Origin of the sequence: Kamptonema sp. PCC 6506 (assembly GCF_000180455.1) — a bacterium.
GTDB lineage: Bacteria > Cyanobacteriota > Cyanobacteriia > Cyanobacteriales > Microcoleaceae > Kamptonema > Kamptonema formosum.
This window is the reverse complement of sequence record NZ_CACA01000267.1, coordinates 36,806-55,346: the sequence shown is the minus strand read 5'-3', so window position 1 is coordinate 55,346 and position 18,541 is coordinate 36,806. Positions and strand designations below refer to the sequence as shown.

At 41.4% G+C, this 18,541-nt stretch carries 20 protein-coding genes; 8 read left to right on the top strand and 12 right to left on the bottom strand.

All coding sequences use genetic code 11. The features are described from left to right. The first annotated feature begins 73 nt into the window (after positions 1-73). The gene (locus OSCI_RS14255; protein ID WP_007355697.1) at positions 74-751 is read left to right on the top strand and encodes a hypothetical protein; all 678 of its coding nucleotides are present in this window, start codon (positions 74-76) and stop codon (positions 749-751) included. 72 nt (positions 752-823) lie between these two features. On the opposite strand, the gene OSCI_RS14250 is transcribed toward OSCI_RS14255, so the two are convergent. The 3 genes from OSCI_RS14250 to trpC form a co-directional block, all read right to left on the bottom strand. Further along, positions 824-1,981, bottom strand: a complete 1,158-nt coding sequence (locus OSCI_RS14250) for a pyridoxal-phosphate-dependent aminotransferase family protein (RefSeq protein WP_007355696.1) — start codon at positions 1,979-1,981, stop codon at positions 824-826. Between the two features lie 309 nt (positions 1,982-2,290). Then, entirely contained in the window at positions 2,291-2,554 is a 264-nt protein-coding gene (locus tag OSCI_RS14245; protein ID WP_007355695.1) for a DUF5340 domain-containing protein, read from the bottom strand. 366 nt (positions 2,555-2,920) lie between these two features. After that, the gene (gene trpC, locus OSCI_RS14240) at positions 2,921-3,814 is read right to left on the bottom strand and encodes an indole-3-glycerol phosphate synthase TrpC (RefSeq protein ID WP_007355693.1); all 894 of its coding nucleotides are present in this window, start codon (positions 3,812-3,814) and stop codon (positions 2,921-2,923) included. A 370-nt stretch (positions 3,815-4,184) separates the two neighbouring features. Here trpC and OSCI_RS14235 point away from each other — a divergent pair, with 370 nt between their 5' ends. Beyond that, positions 4,185-4,823, top strand: coding sequence for a PadR family transcriptional regulator (locus OSCI_RS14235; RefSeq protein ID WP_007355692.1), 639 nt, complete (start codon positions 4,185-4,187; stop codon positions 4,821-4,823). Positions 4,824-4,942: 119 nt separating this feature from the next. Here OSCI_RS14235 and OSCI_RS14230 read toward each other — a convergent pair whose 3' ends face one another. The 4 genes from OSCI_RS14230 to OSCI_RS14220 all read right to left on the bottom strand — a co-directional run bounded on the left by OSCI_RS14230 (position 4,943) and on the right by OSCI_RS14220 (position 6,999). Further along, on the bottom strand, positions 4,943-5,398 hold the full coding sequence (locus tag OSCI_RS14230; RefSeq protein ID WP_007355691.1) for a VOC family protein: 456 nt from the start codon (positions 5,396-5,398) through the stop codon (positions 4,943-4,945). A 110-nt stretch (positions 5,399-5,508) separates the two neighbouring features. Then, positions 5,509-5,679, bottom strand: coding sequence for a hypothetical protein (locus OSCI_RS30745; RefSeq protein WP_007355690.1), 171 nt, complete (start codon positions 5,677-5,679; stop codon positions 5,509-5,511). 221 nt (positions 5,680-5,900) lie between these two features. Beyond that, a complete protein-coding gene (locus tag OSCI_RS14225; RefSeq protein ID WP_019487011.1) occupies positions 5,901-6,530 on the bottom strand; it encodes a type II toxin-antitoxin system PemK/MazF family toxin in 630 nt (209 codons plus the stop codon). After that, complete coding sequence (locus tag OSCI_RS14220; RefSeq protein ID WP_007355688.1) at positions 6,517-6,999, bottom strand: type II toxin-antitoxin system antitoxin SocA domain-containing protein; 483 nt, start codon at positions 6,997-6,999, stop codon at positions 6,517-6,519. Before OSCI_RS14220 ends, OSCI_RS14225 begins: the two co-directional genes overlap by 14 nt. Before the next feature lie 525 nt (positions 7,000-7,524). Between OSCI_RS14220 and atpD the strand changes: the two genes are divergently transcribed. Beyond that, entirely contained in the window at positions 7,525-8,973 is a 1,449-nt protein-coding gene (gene atpD / locus OSCI_RS14210; RefSeq protein ID WP_007355687.1) for a F0F1 ATP synthase subunit beta, read from the top strand. Between the two features lie 246 nt (positions 8,974-9,219). Next, positions 9,220-9,627: an ATP synthase F1 subunit epsilon gene (atpC, locus tag OSCI_RS14205; RefSeq protein ID WP_007355686.1), complete on the top strand. Its 408-nt coding sequence runs from the start codon at positions 9,220-9,222 to the stop codon at positions 9,625-9,627. 220 nt (positions 9,628-9,847) lie between these two features. Here the strand turns inward: atpC and OSCI_RS14200 are convergent, their stop codons facing one another. Further along, complete coding sequence (locus OSCI_RS14200) at positions 9,848-10,255, bottom strand: DUF4359 domain-containing protein (protein ID WP_007355685.1); 408 nt, start codon at positions 10,253-10,255, stop codon at positions 9,848-9,850. A 254-nt stretch (positions 10,256-10,509) separates the two neighbouring features. Further along, positions 10,510-11,469 (bottom strand): M48 family metallopeptidase, encoded by a 960-nt coding sequence (locus OSCI_RS14195; protein ID WP_007355684.1) that lies wholly within the window; start codon positions 11,467-11,469, stop codon positions 10,510-10,512. A 129-nt stretch (positions 11,470-11,598) separates the two neighbouring features. Between OSCI_RS14195 and OSCI_RS14190 the strand changes: the two genes are divergently transcribed. Both OSCI_RS14190 and OSCI_RS14185 read left to right on the top strand, forming a co-directional pair. Further along, a complete protein-coding gene (locus OSCI_RS14190) occupies positions 11,599-12,132 on the top strand; it encodes a Rieske 2Fe-2S domain-containing protein (RefSeq protein ID WP_007355682.1) in 534 nt (177 codons plus the stop codon). A gap of 142 nt (positions 12,133-12,274) precedes the next feature. Next, a complete protein-coding gene (locus OSCI_RS14185) occupies positions 12,275-12,826 on the top strand; it encodes a 1,2-dihydroxy-3-keto-5-methylthiopentene dioxygenase (protein WP_007355681.1) in 552 nt (183 codons plus the stop codon). A gap of 30 nt (positions 12,827-12,856) precedes the next feature. Here OSCI_RS14185 and hpsP read toward each other — a convergent pair whose 3' ends face one another. Beyond that, complete coding sequence (gene hpsP / locus OSCI_RS14180; protein ID WP_007355680.1) at positions 12,857-14,071, bottom strand: hormogonium polysaccharide biosynthesis glycosyltransferase HpsP; 1,215 nt, start codon at positions 14,069-14,071, stop codon at positions 12,857-12,859. Between the two features lie 96 nt (positions 14,072-14,167). Between hpsP and OSCI_RS14175 the strand changes: the two genes are divergently transcribed. Then, the gene (locus OSCI_RS14175) at positions 14,168-15,439 is read left to right on the top strand and encodes an AAA family ATPase (RefSeq protein WP_007355679.1); all 1,272 of its coding nucleotides are present in this window, start codon (positions 14,168-14,170) and stop codon (positions 15,437-15,439) included. Next, complete coding sequence (locus tag OSCI_RS14170) at positions 15,432-16,085, top strand: RloB family protein (protein ID WP_019487008.1); 654 nt, start codon at positions 15,432-15,434, stop codon at positions 16,083-16,085. Before OSCI_RS14175 ends, OSCI_RS14170 begins: the two co-directional genes overlap by 8 nt. 31 nt (positions 16,086-16,116) lie before the next feature. On the opposite strand, the gene hpsO is transcribed toward OSCI_RS14170, so the two are convergent. Beyond that, positions 16,117-17,292 carry a hormogonium polysaccharide biosynthesis glycosyltransferase HpsO gene (hpsO, locus tag OSCI_RS14165; RefSeq protein WP_007355677.1) on the bottom strand — a complete coding sequence of 392 codons (1,176 nt, stop codon included), beginning with the start codon at positions 17,290-17,292 and terminating at the stop codon, positions 16,117-16,119. Between the two features lie 149 nt (positions 17,293-17,441). After that, positions 17,442-18,446 (bottom strand): hormogonium polysaccharide biosynthesis glycosyltransferase HpsN, encoded by a 1,005-nt coding sequence (gene hpsN, locus OSCI_RS14160; RefSeq protein ID WP_007355676.1) that lies wholly within the window; start codon positions 18,444-18,446, stop codon positions 17,442-17,444. Positions 18,447-18,541 lie beyond the last annotated feature (95 nt).

Here is an 18,541-nt window from a genome sequence, read left to right as displayed (position 1 = left end):
GGGGAAAATTTTTCCTAATTAGCCATTAGCAATTACCCATTAGCAATTACCCATTAGCAATTACCCATTACCAATGCGCCATAATTCATCTACCAATTTCCTAGAAATAGCTGAATATATATCCATAGCGGCCTCAATCTTTGGATTAATTGCGGCTGCGGTTCTCGCTCAGAGTATTTATGCTATCGTACCCATAGTTTTATCACTTTTACTGAACCTCATTAATCGCAACAGATTACAGCGACAAACAAAGACAACAGCAGCCTCCACAACCGATCGCCTCAACCAACATAGAGCTTTAGTAGAGCAACTGATGGAACAGTTAAAAACACCAACTTTATTAGCTACCGTCAACCCCCAAATAGAAGATAACGAGCGAAATGTTGAGCCAGTAGAAAATTTACAATCTATAGTTTCAGCAATTAAGCATTTGCGCCAACGAGAAAATATTTTAGAGCAAACTATTAAACTCGTGCAAGCTGAGTTAGACATCATCAGCAAACAATTCAAGCAGCGACCAGAATTAGAGCAAATTGACAGTTTAACTACAGTAATTCTCGACTTGCAACAGTTTATTAATCAATTGCCACAGTGGGGAAATTTGCAACAACGGCAGTTAATAGAACTTCAAGCAAAAGTAGAGAATGCCTTAGCAAATTTATCTCAAGAACTGGGTAATATACCTAATCAAGTTGAGAGCGCTGTGCAACGTCAAGTGCAGGGAATTAATCAGCAAAATTTAGATCGGTAACGCCGCCAACAGGCGCGGTAAAATCACCCCCAAGATGGCGGCGTTACGTAATCGTGCGTAAGTCCTGTTTAATTAAGATTCAGACAAAACTTTGGCAGCAGCGGCAATACCGGCACCAGAACTAAAGCCTTCATAACCTAATTCTCGGAGAACTGTTTCTAAGGCAGAAATAGCGGCAAGAATATCGCGATCGCACACAAATCCTAAATGACCAATACGGAAAATTTTACCCTTCAAATGGTCTTGACCGTCAGCGAGGAGAATATCAAACCGCTTTTTCATCAGCGATCGCACTTTTTGAGCATCTACCTCTGCGGGTGGTGCCACTGCTGTAATCGCTGGACTTGCGGCCCCGTCAGCAGCCAATAAACCCAGGCCTAAAGCTTTCACCGCTGCATGGGTAGTTTTCATCAATCGCTGGTGACGTGCAAACACATTTTCTAATCCCTCCGCCTTCATCATCCGCAGAGTTACTTGCAGACCAAAAAACATATTCACTGGCGGGGTGAAAGGAGTCGTATTTTTAGCAGCATCTTTGCGGTATTTGCCTAAATCCAGATAAAAACGCGGCAATTTAGCAGTTTTATAAGCTTCCCAAGCTTTGGGACTAACGGCGACAAAACCCAAACCGGGGGGAATCATATAAGCTTTCTGAGAACCAGAAGCAATTACGTCAATTCCCCACTCATCCATCGGTACGTTAGCGGCCCCTAAACTGGTGACGGCATCGACCATAATTAAAGCTTCACCGTGAGCTTTTACGTGGCGGTTGATGGTTTCCAAGTCGTTGAGAACGCCTGTAGAAGTTTCGGAGTGGGTGATAATAACGGCTTTAATTTCTTTGTTGGTATCTGCTTCTAATTTCTCGCGAAATTTTTCTGGATCGAGGGGTTGACCCCATTCTGCGGTGATGATTTCAGCATTTAGGCCGTAAGCTTGGGCGACTTCACCCCAACGTTCCCCGAATTTACCATTATTACCGACAAGGACGCGATCGCCTGCACTTAAGAAATTAATTATCCCTGCTTCCATCGCGCCAGTGCCGGAAACAGTTAAACTTAGTACGTCGCTTTTAGTTTGGTGTAGCCATTTCAGGTTCTCAGTACACTCTGCAAAGATCGCATCAAATTCGCTGCTACGGTGGCCCATCGGGTGCTTGGCCATTGCCAGTAATGCTGCTTCTGGTACTGGCGTGGGGCCAGGAATCATCAGCATTAACTTGTTATCCATGATGTTGTCTGTCCTAATTCAATCGTTAGTAACTATAGCAATCCTAAATCAGTTTTTGCCTAAATTATCGCAACCGCTTTCAGCGGTTAGGGGCTAGGGGCTAGGGGCTAGGGACTAGGGAAGAAGAGGAAGAAGGGAAGAGAATTAAGGGTTTAAGGAAACTAGAATGTCCTAACTACCAAGAAGGTTGCTATATCGTTAAAAAACTTCAATTTATAAATTTTTAATTAAAAATTATTGATGATTGTCATAGCAATTATAATCAAAAATTCCACACTTCTTAGTATTTAATTTTTAATCTTTGAATTTTTAATCTTTAATTTTTACTTCTCCCTCAACTGACTCAGCTTTGATTTCATTGAGTGACCAGAGGTATTCTACTGGTAAGTTAGAGCGTTTGCAACTTTCTTCGAGTTGCTTTTGCTGAGCGACGGCTTTGCGGAGGGTGACTATCAGTTGTTGGACTTGTTCTTGCTGGGGAGATTTTAGGCTGACAGCAAACAATGTTTTGCGCTCTAGAAGTTGCAGTAATAGTTCATAATGTATGTGGGAAGGAAGGGGAATTTGCTCCATGAAAGGCGATCTACCTCAATTAGCGGAAGAGGGGCTAGGGGCTACGATGCTCAGGGCTAGGGAAGAAGGGTAACAAGGGAATAAAATTAGCTTGTAGGGTGGGCGCTCGCCGCCCAAAAATTGTAACTTATCGCTAATAAATGGTTGTCGGCGAGCGCCCACCTTACCTTTAATTCGGTCTATCTACTTAGTAGTCATTGCGAGTTATAAAGAGAGCAGAAATCTTACTCCTTACGATTGCTTTGCTTTGCTTACAATGAAAAATGGCGATCGCTCTTTTTTCTGCTATTAATTGCCATGACAATCGCAAGAATAGGATTGGATATTACCACCTATTACCAGAATTTTAGCTCTTTGTCAAGACTCTCAGGTGGCTGGGCGGGTAAGTTTTGTTAAAGCTTGGGCAATATCGGGCTGTTTCACTAGAGATTCGCCGATCAGGACGGCTTGAGCCCCAGCACTAACCACGAGGGCCAAGTCTGCGGGTACGTGCAATCCTGACTCGCTTACAACTAAGATATCGCGATCGCGGATTTCGCTACCCCGTGCGGCTAAAAGTTGGCTGGTAGTTTCCAGATTGACGGTAAAATCTTCGAGGTTGCGGTTGTTGATGCCTATGAGGTTTACGCCTTCTATGGTCAATACGCGATCTAGTTCTTCGAGGGTGTGAACTTCGATTAGTGCACTCATCCCCAGAGCTTTGACAATTTTGACAAAATACTGTATGTCTTTGTCAGAAAGGATGGAGGCGATTAGCAGTACGGCATCGGCTCCTCGGACGCGGGCGAGGTAAATTTGGTAAGGGTAAATCAGGAAATCTTTGCAAAGTAGGGGCACTTCAACGGTCGAGCGAACAATTGCTAAGTTATCGAAACTACCTTGAAAGAATTTTACATCGGTGAGGACGGATATGCAGCTAGCGCCGCCTTGTTGGTAGGCAAGTGCGATCGCGGCGGGGTCAAAATCTTCTCTAATTACGCCTTTACTGGGTGAAGCTTTTTTGACTTCAGCAATGACAGCGGGTTTAGTTTTGCTATGGCGCAGTGCGGCTAGGAAATCGCGGGGAGGGGATATTTTAGCTGCTTGTTTTTGGAGCTCGGCTAAGGGAGTGCGATCGCGCATCTGGGCAACTTCTATTTCTTTTTGCCAGACTATTTCTTCTAGGATGTGGCGGGGTTTGTCATCGGGTACTGCTACCTGGTAGCTGAGGTAGAGTACGGACACGGCTGGGTTGGGGCGACGGCGGCGGATTTCAATCATAGATATTTAGTTTACCAGGCGATCGCAACAGGTTTCAACGTATTTCTGGACTGGACTTTTATCGTCTGGCGGCATATTTATGTCGGGCGATCGCACTGGTTAAGTTTCGTCTGGGAATTGATGAGTCTAGCGTTGATGAGTTTGGTCAAAACTTATGCACGATCGTAGTACGACCCCTTTCTAAACGCAGTGACTTGACCTCTAGGATGGCGGCGTTACCTCAGTAATGCGTAAGTCTTGACCAAGCTGGCCCCAAATCACCCTAAAATTCCGCCCTCAACCATATCTTTACAAATCTTCATCTAAGTCTATGCCGATATATCGCGATATGTCGTATAGTAAAGAAAGTTGATTTTGGATTCACTTAGATATGTTTAGACGCTTTCGTTTTGACTTTCCGACACTTGTATCCGCAGGAGTCAGTGAAGAGGATCTATCGTTTATCAGTTATTGGTTCCAGCATGGCAAAGAGCGTGGTAGGCCTCATCACGGCCATCATGGCAAACACTTTGGGGATCAAGGATTTGGTCGTGGGTGGGGAGATGAACACCGGACTCGTCGGGGAGACATCAAATTCATCCTGCTGGAATTGTTATCCGAGCACCCGGCTCATGGTTACGATCTGATCAAAGAAATGGAAACCCGCAATGGTGGTTTCCGTCGTCTCAGTCCCGGTTCAGTATATCCAACACTCCAAATGCTGGAGGATGGTGGCTATCTCAACAGCACACAGGAAGGCGGTAAGAAGATTTACACCATTACCGATGAGGGTAGACAACTCTTGGCAGAGCGTACCCAACAGGAAAATTCAGACTCTCCTTGGGAGGCCTTCAAAACCGTAATGATGGGTAAACCCCAAGAGTTAATTGAGTTGCGAAATGTAGCAACAGAATTAGGTGCTGCTGTCATGCAAGTTGCTCGCGGTGGCAATGTGGAGCGAATGAGTCGGGTGCGCGAGCTTTTAGACCAAGCTAAACGAGATATTTATGGGATTCTTGCTGAGAAATAAGTGAGACAGTCTTCTTGGAAGCTGATTGAATTATTCCCTGCGAAATCTCCATATCTTAGGCGCGGGCACCCGCCTTCGCTTCACACACTGGCCAGTTTCAGCTTGAAACTGGCCACTTATCAATCGGTGACAATCACATTGAAAGCGGGATTACTATTTTCAGTTATTTGTTCGATAGTAAATCGCACCTCTTGTCCGTAGGAAATTTCCAGCGTATGACTATCTGGATCGCGGATATAAGCCCAATAACCAACAGGAGCGCCCCAATCATTGGGCCCTTCTAAAAGAATTCCTTCTGACTGAGCGCGATCGCAAAGTTGCTTAACTTCATCGCGACTTTCACAAGCAATACCCAGGTGAGACTGAGGCAAAAGAGATCCTTCTACTCGCTCCGTTTTAATTAACACGATGACAAATGGTCTAGTTAAATCGCTAACCCAAGCTACATCTACTTGAGACATCCGATCTATCCGACGATGGACTACTTGCATTCGAGCGTACTGGGTATAAAAGGCAATGCTTGCATCTACATCTTTAACTGCAAGTGCAATATGTGTAAAACCTAAATCAACCATAGTATAGAGCCTCTGAATTAGCTAAAAATATTGTGGTTTAGGATTTGATTTCTAAGAATCTGCAAAGTTAATCTCCTCAACGCCACCTTGTAGGGTTGCTATTAGGAGAATTAGGGACTATGAATGGGACTAGGAGAGGAGATGATTTCAGTGGGAGTTTCGTTCCAGAAAGATTTAATAAACTTTTTTACATCTGATGGCCAGAGATAAAATACTACGATGGCACCGATTAAACCGAAGAAACAACTATGAGCCACAATTTCAAATATCTTAGGATTCATATTTAAGGTTCCTCCAATAGTCAGTAGATGGTTGTATTTAATATAGCACTATTTTTTTAGAAGAGGAGCAGATCAATATCAAGATTCTAAGACAAATACATTTTGATTAACAGTGATTCTCATTCATCATACCTATTTTTGATTTCAGAAAATTAACTTCACTGTTTAGGAAATCAACTTAAATGTTGAAGATGCGATCGCGATCGCATACCTGTAACTTATTATAATCCGAGATTATCTATTAGTTTTTCTATGGCATTACTTTTTGTTTCTTTATCGGGTAGATAATCAAATACCTTCTGTAAAAGTTCTATGGACGCATTTTGAGCAAACCAATCTTCACCAGGACTTTCCTGAAGATTTAAAAAATACTTTAAACGTTCCTCTATCGCTTCTTTATCTCCTTTATCCAATTGTCCAATTCTGTCTGACCAATTTCCTTGTAAGTCTTTAAAGCAGTTAGCATCAACAGTACATATCTGATGTACTAGAGCAAAGGAATTTGCAGAAAGACCATTTTTGCTTGTAGAGTTAATCGGATATGCTGTTGGTAAACCTTTATAGGTTTCTTGTGAAGTTAATGGAATCACAGTGAAAGTTTGTATATATTCAACATCATCTTGAAATTGGTCACTTGTCCAAATAATATAAGGGTGCTCTCCTCGGAACACCCTACTGGAATTAATTATCTGGGTGCAAGAGTTAGTTTTGCATTCAATTTCCCCTGGCTCATTTAAGTCATAAATATGATTATGCCCTAGTTTGCAACGAATAGATACTCTATAGGGATTGATAAAATAAATCCAACCTTGGCGCGGTTTTTTCCCAGCCACTTGCTCACCCCAATTCACCGATTAACTTTTCTCTTTCTTTAAAAAGATTTAGCCGCACCTTTTCCTCTGGCTTATGGCTATCTTTAACCTCAAGCATTGGAGCAGTGCTATAAACGTAATCTAGTAACTGATTTACTTTATCCTGTCCTGCACCAGCCCATTCTCTTCTGATGTTGTCAAGCATTAGCTTCAGACCTAAAGGCAACTCCAAGTCATTCACATTACCCGAAGTAACAGCGAGTTTAATTAATATCGTTTCTCCCTGTAATTCTAGAGAAATATCTTTGCCATCCATTTGATTTAAAGCTGCATCTATGTCTTCGTTCCAAGGGCCATAGTGATAATAACGCCAATTTAGCTCAGTAAGCTGCTTTCCTGTCCACTTGACAGAATAAAGATCGGCTAAATACAAAAACTTGATTAACTGCGTTTTTGTGATATAGCCTTTTGTTGCATAGACAAAATACTTGATAATAGTTTCCAGCATGGGTTTCCTTATTTGTAATTAATTTTCAAAAAAAAATATGCCGATAATTGATGTTATAATTTTTTCATTCAATTTAACTTTAGTCTCCTTATAATTATCATACTATCGGAACTATAACTTGGCTACAAAGATTTATGCTTCTTATAATAATCATACTATCAGAATGGTAACTTGGCTGTGAAGATGGCGCAACTTGATATGCTATCCAAGCTGCCGATCGCAAGTGCTAAAGACTGAAATCAGCTTAAGCGCTCAAATCTGCTACCAGCAAATTCCCCTGGGAACAGACCACCCAAAACCGAGAGCCCTAACCTCTACAAAATCCCCAAAAAATCCCCCTCAACACTTGACAAAAAACACGATTTACCCATTCTGCCCAAAACAGCCCCAAAAATTATTACTCAAACTTGTAGCGCAAACTACGGGTTTTCAATTGAACCACGCAATCCTACAATGAAGGATGGCATTACTAAATGTTAAGACTGTTTCCGATCGCGGAAAAATAGCATACTAAAACAGGTACTCATGGTATCCACCGCAGAAAAAACAAACGTCGGCTACATCACCCAGATCATCGGCCCCGTTGTAGACGTAAAATTCCCCACCGGCAAACTGCCGCAAATCTATAACGCCCTCCAAATCTCAGGCAAAAACCAAGCAGGTCAAGATATTTCCATCACCTGCGAAGTGCAGCAACTCCTCGGCGACAGCCAAGTGCGGACTGTTTCTATGCTCTCCACCGACGGTCTAGTGCGCGGTATGGAAGTTGCAGACACTGGAGCTCCCATCCAAGTACCCGTCGGCCCCGCCACCCTCGGCCGGATTTTTAACGTTATCGGCGAACCTGTAGACAACCTTGGCCCTGTCGGTGCTTCGGAAAGATTACCCATCCACCGCAGCGCCCCCGCTTTCACCGAATTAGAAACTAAACCTTCGGTATTTGAAACAGGCATTAAGGTGATCGACCTTCTCGCACCCTACCGTCGCGGCGGTAAAATCGGCTTGTTCGGTGGTGCAGGTGTGGGCAAAACCGTGATTATGATGGAATTGGTGAATAACATCGCCAAGGCTCACGGTGGTGTATCAGTATTTGGTGGCGTGGGCGAACGCACCCGCGAAGGTAATGACCTCTACAAAGAAATGATCGAGTCAGGGGTTATTAACGAAGAAGACCGCAGCAAATCCAAAATTGCCCTAGTTTACGGTCAAATGAATGAGCCGCCTGGAGCTCGGATGCGTGTAGGTTTGTCCGCTCTAGCTATGGCTGAATATTTCCGTGATGTCAGCAAACAAGACGTGCTGCTGTTCATTGATAATATCTTCCGCTTCGTGCAAGCTGGTTCTGAAGTATCTGCTCTACTTGGCCGGATGCCTTCTGCTGTAGGCTATCAGCCAACTCTGGGCACTGACATGGGTGACTTGCAAGAACGGATTACCTCGACTAAAGAGGGTTCCATTACTTCAGTACAAGCCGTCTACGTACCCGCAGATGACTTGACTGACCCCGCACCGGCGACAACTTTTGCTCACTTGGACGCTACTACCGTGCTTTCTCGCGGTTTAGCTTCTAAGGGAATTTATCCAGCAGTTGACCCTCTGGATTCTACTTCGACGATGTTGCAACCTGCTGTCGTTGGTGAAGATCACTATGCGATCGCTCGTGCTGTCCAAGCTACTTTGCAACGCTACAAGGAACTCCAAGATATTATCGCCATTTTGGGCTTGGATGAATTGTCTGAAGACGATCGCTTGACGGTGGCCCGTGCCCGTAAGATGGAGCGTTTCTTGTCTCAGCCTTTCTTTGTGGCAGAAGTGTTTACCGGTTCTCCTGGTAAGTATGTGAAGCTAGAAGAAACGATCAAGGGCTTCAAGATGATTCTGTCTGGTGAGCTCGACGCTTTACCCGAACAAGCTTTCTATCTCGTCGGCAATATTGACGAAGCGATCGCCAAAGCTGAAAAGATGAAAGCTTAAGCTAATGGTTAACTGTTAACTGTTAACTGTTAACTGTTAACTGTTAGTTGTTGGTTGTTGGTTGTTGGTTGTTAATGGTTAGTTGTTGGTTGTTAGTTGTTCTTAGAATTAAAGATAGCTAATGACAATGTCATTAACAAAAATAAACTATTAACCACTAACAACTAGCTAACAACTAGCTAACTACTAACCACCAACTACCAACGACTAACCATTAACCAATAACAACTAACCAATAACCAATTTATGACATTAAAGGTGCGCGTAATTGCCCCAGATAGAACTGTCTGGGATTCTAGTGCTGATGAAGTAATTCTGCCTAGCACTACTGGTCAACTAGGTATTTTAAGCGGTCACGCTCCTTTGCTGACAGCTTTGGATACTGGCGTGATGCGCGTGCGCCCCGGTAAAAACTGGGTCGCGATCGCACTCATGGGCGGTTTTGCAGAAGTCGAAGAAAATGAAGTTACTATCCTTGTCAATGGAGCCGAAAAAGGCGAAACCATTGACAAAGAAGCCGCTCGTACAGCTTACACTGAAGCCGAAGCCCGTTTCCAAAAAGCTGATAATGGATCGGCACAAGAAAAAATTCAAGCCAAGCAAGCTCTGAAACGAGCAAGAGCACGTTTTCAAGCCGCAGGTGGCATGATTTAACAAAGTTTGAATATTTCCCAAGTTAGCCCCTGTTGAAGATAACGGGGGCTTTCTGGATTATCAAGACGAACAACGCGATTTAAGAGGGGCTAGGGGCTAGGGGAAGAAGGGGAAAAGAGGGGTTACGAGAGTTAAACAAATTCAAAGCCCAAATAAAGCACAAAATACTAAGATCAAAATTAGTAGAACTAAAGCTAATGTAAGGGTATTTTTTGTTCTCCTATTTAGCAGCAATAGTTAAGAAATTACCAAAAGCTCCGATTGTATGGTACTTTTTACCCACAACTTCAGTGGTGTAAATACTGAAGATGATTAAATTCTGGCGGTGCGTTGAATTGTCAATTAAAAGTTCTATAGTACCGCGTTCCGAAGTTAGTACACTTTTACAAGCGCCAACTAAAGTTTCTGCAAAACTGCCTAAAAATTCAGGTACGCGAGACTCTTTGCACATAGACTTTTGCAGTTCTGTTGCCATTGCGCCTGAAGCATAACTGAGATATTCTTCTCTGGGAGGATTAGTAAATCCCATCACCACAGCAACAATCGCCAGTACGATCGCGCCTTTCCCAAGATTGTGGCTAGAATTAGATGTCTCTTTGCGATCGTTAAAATCTTTATCACTAATCATTTTTACCTTACCTAGTTAAGTTGTACTTTTTTTGACTACACATCTCTGAAGACATATTTCAGGATTCAGATTACGCATGACAATATCCGTTAAATCAGCTAGTATAGCAACTGCCAAGGTGGTTAGGACGTTTTGAGTTCCACCAAACTCGCTGATTCTATTCCCTTCTTCCTATTCTTCCTATTCTTTCCCTTCTTTCCCTAGCCCCTAGCCCCTAGCCCCTAGCCCCTAACCGCCTTGGCGGTTGTAATTCCTCAGCGCGACTTATAACGGTTAATCTCGCGTTGTAACTCCTCAATTTCACGCCGCAGCGCCTCCGTTTCGCTGCTTGGTTGCTCTGATTTCACATCAACTGCACCTTCAGATACCGCCTTTTTATAGTTTCCCAAGCGAATTTGGCGATATTCTTCAGAATTTGCCCAATCCCGGAGATAGCGCAAGCGTTCCACTGGAAAAGGATGGCTCAGCATCACACCCTGTCCGCCATTGTAGAGTAAAAATTTATAAACTTGGTTGAGGTTATCTTGGTCTAGTTCTTGATAGTTATCAGATTGGCGAATAAACTCTTGCAAACTGCATTCGTGAGCGTATTTAGTGCTAACTCCCGAAATTTTCATCATCGTATTCATTACGCAGTTAATATCATCTGTCACTAGCAAAGCAGCACGGTCGGCTGATAATTCTGCCTTCCGCCGCCACTCATAAAAGGCGAAAATTAAACCGCTATTGACGATATTTCCGATACCAAAAGTGACTTCACCAATCATTGAGGCAAGGTTCATCGCCCACATCGCCATTTGAGTTAAAATTGGATGACCGCACTTAATATGTCCCAATTCGTGAGCGATAACTGAGCGCAGTTCTTCCTCATTTACTAAGTCTAAAAGACCCGTATTTAATACAATATAGGGATTATTTTTTCCGAGAGCATAGCTGTTAACTTGGGGATTTTGGGAAACAAATAAAGATGGCTCTGGGAAGATATCTAAATCTTGTACGCATTCCCTAAATATATGATAAATGCTGGCATATTGGCGCGGCCCAACTTGAATGCTATTGCCCATTAGATAAACAAATTGCGGCCGCTCATAGACGAATTCTACAAATTGGCTGGCAATCATGTCAAATCCAGGGACGCTGCGTAAGGCTTCTTCTGCTTGTCGGTCGAGGGGATGCCGAAAAGCTTCGCTAGAAATTCCAGGGTAGGTAGGCATGATCGAATTTGGGAAATTACATTAAATATATCTCACTCTTGCCTCGATCCAGCTATAATTATAAAAATTAGGGTTAAATATTCTTGAGAAATATTAACTAATTTATAGAGAAGGCTAAAGGCTGAGGCGATGACAAAAAATCGGCGGCAATTCTTGCAATACATGGTGACTGGAACGGCGGGAAGCGTGGCAATTGGGTGGCTTTTTCCCGCAGCTAGTCAAAGCGAAAATGTTGACCTGGAAAAGCTCTGTTCTTCGTTTCCCCATAATTCCCAGTGTGAAAATTATTTGCCGGGAGTAAGAGCCGCAGACAGTGAGGGAAAACCAATTGAGGTTTCTGAATTCCTTGCTGATGCGAAAGCTGGGATTCCTGTACTGGTGAAAGGATTGCCAAAAGTTGCTTATTTGGTGATTAATGAGGGGCCAAAAATTGCGGAATATGGGATCAATCCTGTGTGTACGCACTTAGGTTGTACTGTAGAGTGGAAAGCAGAGCGATCGCGCTTTGAGTGTCCCTGTCACGGTTCTCAGTTCGACTCTCAGGGACAAGTCACTAAAGGCCCAGCGAAGCGTTCCCTACCGCTGGTGACAGTGGTAGTTCAAGCAAAATCAAATCCGTTTGGTGGAAAGAAAACCTGCGATCGATCCGCGCGAAAAAATTAAAAATTAAAAATTAAAAGTTCCGAAACTAAATTCTAGCCGTTGCTGACAAATGTGCCAGATATCAGTTACAATTGTTTTCCTGGTAGAGGCGCAATTCCTCGCGTCTTTCGATCGCGTCTAACCGACAATTGGGAGGTGCAGTATGGCTATTTTACGACTAGAAGACGGTACAACTTATACTGACCTGAGCGACATTTCCCGCGAACTCGCTCAACTTAACATTCAGCTTAACCACTGGCCAGTTGGTGAAGATCCAGAAATTCGCAATTTGCTGGCACAAGATGTGCTTAACGACAGCGAGAAAGAGCAAGTTCTAGAAGCTTTAGATGGCTATTTTGAAGAACTGAAGCAAACTGCTGGCTATCATTCCCGCGATTTAATTGTACTGCATCCAGAGGTTCCCAATTTAGATACCATGCTATCTAAATTCGATCGGTGCCATACCCATGCTGATAATGAAGTCCGCTATATTGTAGCAGGTGAAGGCATTTTTGGGTTTGTGCGTCCCGGTGGCGATCAAGTGGAATTGACGGTGCAATCTGAAGAATATATCAACGTTCCTGCTAATAGCGAACATTGGTTTTATTTAACAGCTAGTCGCAGGATTAAAGCTATACGCTATTTTAATGGTACTGAGGGTTGGGTACCGGAGTATACCGATACTGAGATTCGTTCTAAGTTAGCGGCTGTTTAGAGTTTAAAGCTATTAAGAAATTGGGCAATATTAAAAATTGCCCGGTTTCAAAATTTGTTGATAAGCTTGGATGGTTTGCTGCGCGATCGCATCCCAACTGTAATACTTTCTCGCATACTCTCTCCCGTTTAACCCCCGCCGTTTGCGCTCGTCGGCATCTAGGAGTGCTATGGTAATTAGAGATGCGATCGCATCCACTTCCAGAGGCCCAACCCAACCCGCTTCAGCTTGCTGTATATCTTCCCAAATATGCACGCGATCGGAGATTACCACAGGCGTACCAGCGGCCATCGCTTCAGCTACAGCAATACCAAAGTTTTCATAATAAGAAGGTAGCACAAATAAGTCAGCATTTTGCAATAAATATGCCTTGATTTCTCCTGTAACAAATCCTGTCATTGTTGTATGTTTTACCAAGGGTGAATTTTCTATTTGTTCCTTAATTTTCATCTCATAATCTGCATCTTGGGGATTAGAACCAGCAAGGATAAAGTTAAATTTGATTCCTTGTGCTAGGATTTTTTCTAGTGCGGGAATCAGCAGATTTAATCCTTTTTTAGGTTCAATCCTGGACATAAATAATATTTGAGGAATTTGTGCGTCTACCAAGTTCAGAGAAAACTGGTTAGCAAGGGATTTAACAAATAGGGTATCAGTGCTAATTTTAACGCCCAAAGGAATTACTAAGTCTTGCGGTAACGGTATTTTACCTGCGGTAGATATTCCGAATCTTTCTGAGATTTTCGCCTCTTGTTTACTGGTGAAGTGAATAGCAGCCGCGCCTGCTAAATTAGGTCGTTCTAACAAGGCTGCATAAATTTGTTTAAGTTGCTTTTTCTTGCGTAAGTCTGCGGGGTCAAGCATACCGCAGGGACGGATAATATAGGGGAGATGATGATATCTAGCAATGGTAGCAGCAGCGGTACTTATTGGTGAGAATAGAGCATGAATATGGGCTAGATCGAATTCTTTAATATGGTTATTTAACCATTGCAATAAACTCAGAGAAAATTTATATCGACGGAAGGGCGAACAGCGGAAATAAATAATGTTATATCCGTCTTGCTGTATTGGTTGATTCAGGGGAACATCTAAGGGAGTTTGACCGATATCTCCGTTAGAATCTGTGGTGAGGATTGTAACATTAATACCTTGGTTAGAAAGGGCGGCTGATAGTCCGAGTACCATTTGACTAGGGCCGCCGTAGACGAGGGAGATTGAGGGGACAATTTGAAGGATTCGCATTTTTTAAAATCTGTTGATAGGTAGTACCTGTTGTGTTATTATAGAACAGCTAGTAACATTCACAAATTATGTTCGTTTTTATTCTCAGGAAAATGTATGTTAATCGGATTCAGCATTGGCAACTACAAATCCTTTAAAGATATTGTCACCTTCAGCATGGTAGCTTCGCCGATTACTAGCGAAGAAAAAAAGGTTGATGAAAATAATGTATTTGAAGTTAACGAACAACTAAAATTATTAAAAAGTGCAGCAATTTATGGGGCCAATGCAAGTGGTAAGAGCAATTTTGTGGCGGCTATTAAGTTTATGAGATCCTTTGTTCTGAACTCATCGAAAGAGGGACAAATTTCAGAACCTATTGATGTTGAACCTTTCCGGCTAAGTACACAAACAGAAAAAGAACCATCTTTTTTTGAAGTTGTTTTTCGCTTAGAGGGAAAAATATATAGATACGGGTTTGAGGTAAATATAAAGCAGGTTATTTCTGAATGGCTATTTTATCAGCAGAAAACAAAGGAATTTAAGCTATTTGAACGCAAGTTAGATAATTTTCAGCTTACCACTGCTTTTAAAGAGGGTAAAGGAATCACAGACAAGACTAGAAATAATGCTTTGTTCATTTCTGTTGTTGCACAATTTAATGGCAAGATAGCACAAAAAATTTTGATGTGGTTCAGAGGTTTAAAATTAATTTCTGGACTTCACGATTCAGGATATCGCAATTACACAATCCGTAGCTTTGAAAAAAAACAGCATAAAGATGATATTCTGCGCTTCGTAAAAAAACTAGATTTGGGGATTGAGGATATTGAAATTGAGACACTTACACCGATACAATTACAAATGCCATTATTTGAAGAGCTTATAGCCTCCGATCGCCGGGAGGTAAAAAAGATTAAGACAGTTCACAGAAAATACAATTCTGAAGATCAGCAAATTTCCAATGAAATTTTTGATCTTAACGATAATGAATCAGAAGGGACTAAAAAGTTGTTCTATTTAGCGGGCCCTTTGATTGAAGCATTAAAAGCAGGAGACATTTTATTAATAGATGAACTTGATGCAAGATTTCATCCATTAATTACCTGTGCGATTATCAGTCTATTCAATTCTAAGGAGACTAATCCCAACAACGCACAACTTATATTTACAACACATGACACAAATCTACTCAGCAACAACTTGTTTAGAAAAGATCAAATATGGTTCACTGAAAAATACAAGCATGGTGCAACTCATCTTTATTCTTTGGTAGAGTATAAAATAAGTAAAGATGCTTCTTTAGAAAAAGATTATATTCGTGGAAAGTATGGGGCAATCCCTTTTATTGGTGACTTAAGCCGTTTGATAGGTCAAATTAATGAGTAATAAACGTTCATCAAAAAAACGAGAAAAAGGATCGTCCAAAAACTCATATAATACCTATTTTAATAGGTCTGTTGAGACAAAAGAACAGAGAAAATGGTTTTTAATAGTTTGTGAAGGAGAAAAAACTGAACCTAACTATTTCAAAAGCTTTCCGGTAAACAAAGAGGTGATAAATCTTGATATTCAAGGAGACGGGTTAAATACAATAAGTCTAGTAGAAGAAACAATCAAGTTGAAAAAAGAGGGAGAATATAGCGCTGATAATAATGACGAGGTGTGGTGTGTATTTGACCGCGATTCATTTCCTCCACAAAACTTTAATGCTGCTATAACTCGTGCTCAAAGCAACGACATTAAAGTGGCTTATTCCAATGAGGCTTTTGAACTTTGGTACTTGTTACATTTTAATTATTATGATACTGCGATGTCTCGTAAAAACTATAAAAGTATGTTAACTAATTTATTGGGGCATAAGTACGAAAAAAACTGCCCGACAATTTATGATGAACTGAAAGATAAACAGGAAAAAGCAATTAAGCACGCAAAACGGCTTTTGGAGGCATATAATCCGCCCAAACCTGAACAGGATAATCCTTCAACAACAGTACATTTGCTAGTGATAGAACTAAACAAATTTATTCACTGACTATTAATCCATTAAACAACAGTTAAATTATTTAACATTCTAACAAATCCTGATAAAAATCTAACAACTGCCTAGCCAAGGCGTGATTAGTATAATGAACCATCACCCTTTCATAACCCTGCTTACCTAAATCCGCCGCCAACTCCGGCAGTTCCATCAATTGTATCAAACAATCTCGCAAAGCCTCTACATTTCCCTCTGGAAAAACTAACCCTGCATCCCCAATTACATGAGGAATTTCCCCACAATTAGAAGCAATTATCGGAACTCTACAAGCCATCGCCTCAATTAAAACATGACCGAATTGTTCTTTCCAACCAACAGCAGTTAAAGTTTTAAACTTATAACTCGTCTCTGATGGCAATACTAATACGTTCATTAAGTTAATATATTCGGGAACCTGATTGTGAGAAACACTTTCTACCCAGATTAATCTGTCATTTATTCCCCATTCTATTGCTTTATCAACTAGATGCGATCTCAACTCTCCCCGCCCCACTAAAAGCCATTTCCAATTACGTTCTTTTAAACTAGCTAATGCTTTAGCCAGCGTCAACAAACCCTTTTCTTCCACAAATCTACCCACAAATCCTACCACAAAATCTGTAGACTTAATCCCCAATAAATCAGACAATTCAGCATTTTTAGAAGCAGGGATAAATAAGCTTTCATCTACGCCTAACTGTGGCATCACTTTAATTGTCTCTTGGTATCCCCGCTGACGCAATATTTCAGCCCCAGCTAAATTTCCAGCAATAATTCCGTCAGTATACTTAAGGTTATAAGCTTCTAATAAAGAAACTGGAAACTTTAATTTATAAGGCAGATTCCACCAAGTAAAAAATATATTCTTTGCCTTCAAACCTAGCAGTTTATTGAGTATAATTAACTGAGTGTAGGCAAGAGACTTTGAACCCTGTTCTACTTGGATGATTTGCGGTTTAAACTGCCGCAATAACTTAATTAAATCTGTACCAAATGTGAGTAATGCTTGATTATTTTGACTAAAATTTGACAGCGGTACTACCTTAAATGAACCTTCCTGATAAAATTGTGTCTCAATAATCTGATTTTGCACTCCTCCTGGCTTCCAACGTCGCGGTACGACAATTATCACCTCAATACCTGCTTCTAGATTGGCTAAAATCTTGAATTTTTCACGGTTTATATCTACAATGTAGGTGTGACTGACAACTAAAATTCTCATCTTTTAGTAATAGGTGATTGGCAAGGTTACTTGCCAACTAAGTAGTCGGACATAATTAAACGTAGGGTGGCGCTCGCCGCAACAAGCCTGTAAATCATAGCAGAAGATAGTTGTAGGCGAGCGCCCACCTTACAATTACAATTTGCTCGCTAATTGCGTAACCTAGAGTAAATTTGGCCATCAGTCCAAAGGGACATAATTAATGTGAAAATAGCGCTAATAAACCCAAGTATGTAAAAAAATAATCGAGTTATAATCTTGATCGGAGAACCGCTTTTACAGCAAGGCGGATGTCCTAAAACGTGACAATCAAATAACTTGGCAAAAAATCGTAAATTTTGAACAGGCGTTAAATTTTTTAACCCCATTAGGAAGTGATTGTGATAGAATGTAACTTGATAGTTGATCGAACGCTGACTAATATCGTGACAGCCGCCAGTCTCTTCTCCTAAGTGAATTAAATAGGCTTCTGGCTCGTACCAAATTTGATAACCTATAGCTTGTAACCTCAAACAAAAATCCGACTCTTCCCGCACTGCACTACCCATAAATCGCTCGTCAAATCTTAATCCGTGTTCAATAAAAATCTCCCGACGAAAGGACATATTGCAGCCTCTAGCTGATAGTACTTGCTGGGGTTTCACTGTATGTACTAAGTCAATATGATACCAGCCAATACCTGCATCCATTGCTTCTGTTGGCAAATATTCTATTCTTAAGTCGCCCCCAGAATCATCTAATTTCATTCTATCAAAAACTCGCCCTGCTACTGCTCCGATTTGTGGTTTTTCTAAGTAGTTACGAGCATGATTTTCTAGAAAACTATCTGGTAATTGTACGTCATCATCAATAAATAAAATTATATTCCCAAATGCACGCTCTACTGCATAGTTACGAGCTCCAGGTAAACTCGCCCAATTAACTCGAAACCAGCGGATTTTACCTGTGTCTACTAATTCTTTTAAATAGGATTGAGTCTCGTCTTCGTGGCTGCGAGTTTGGTCTACTACTAAGACTTCAAAATGGGGGTAATTTTGTTTGACTACATCGGCTAATGTATCGCGCAAATGTACTTCGCGGTTGTATGTTGGTATGACAACAGAGATGGGAATGGGGAATTTATAATTGGAAATTGGTAATTCGTAAGGGTTCATTGTTATATTTTGGTAATTGCTAATGGCTAATGGCTAATTGCTAATGGCTAATTGCTAATCGCTAATCGCTAATTGGTACTTATTTTATAACCCTT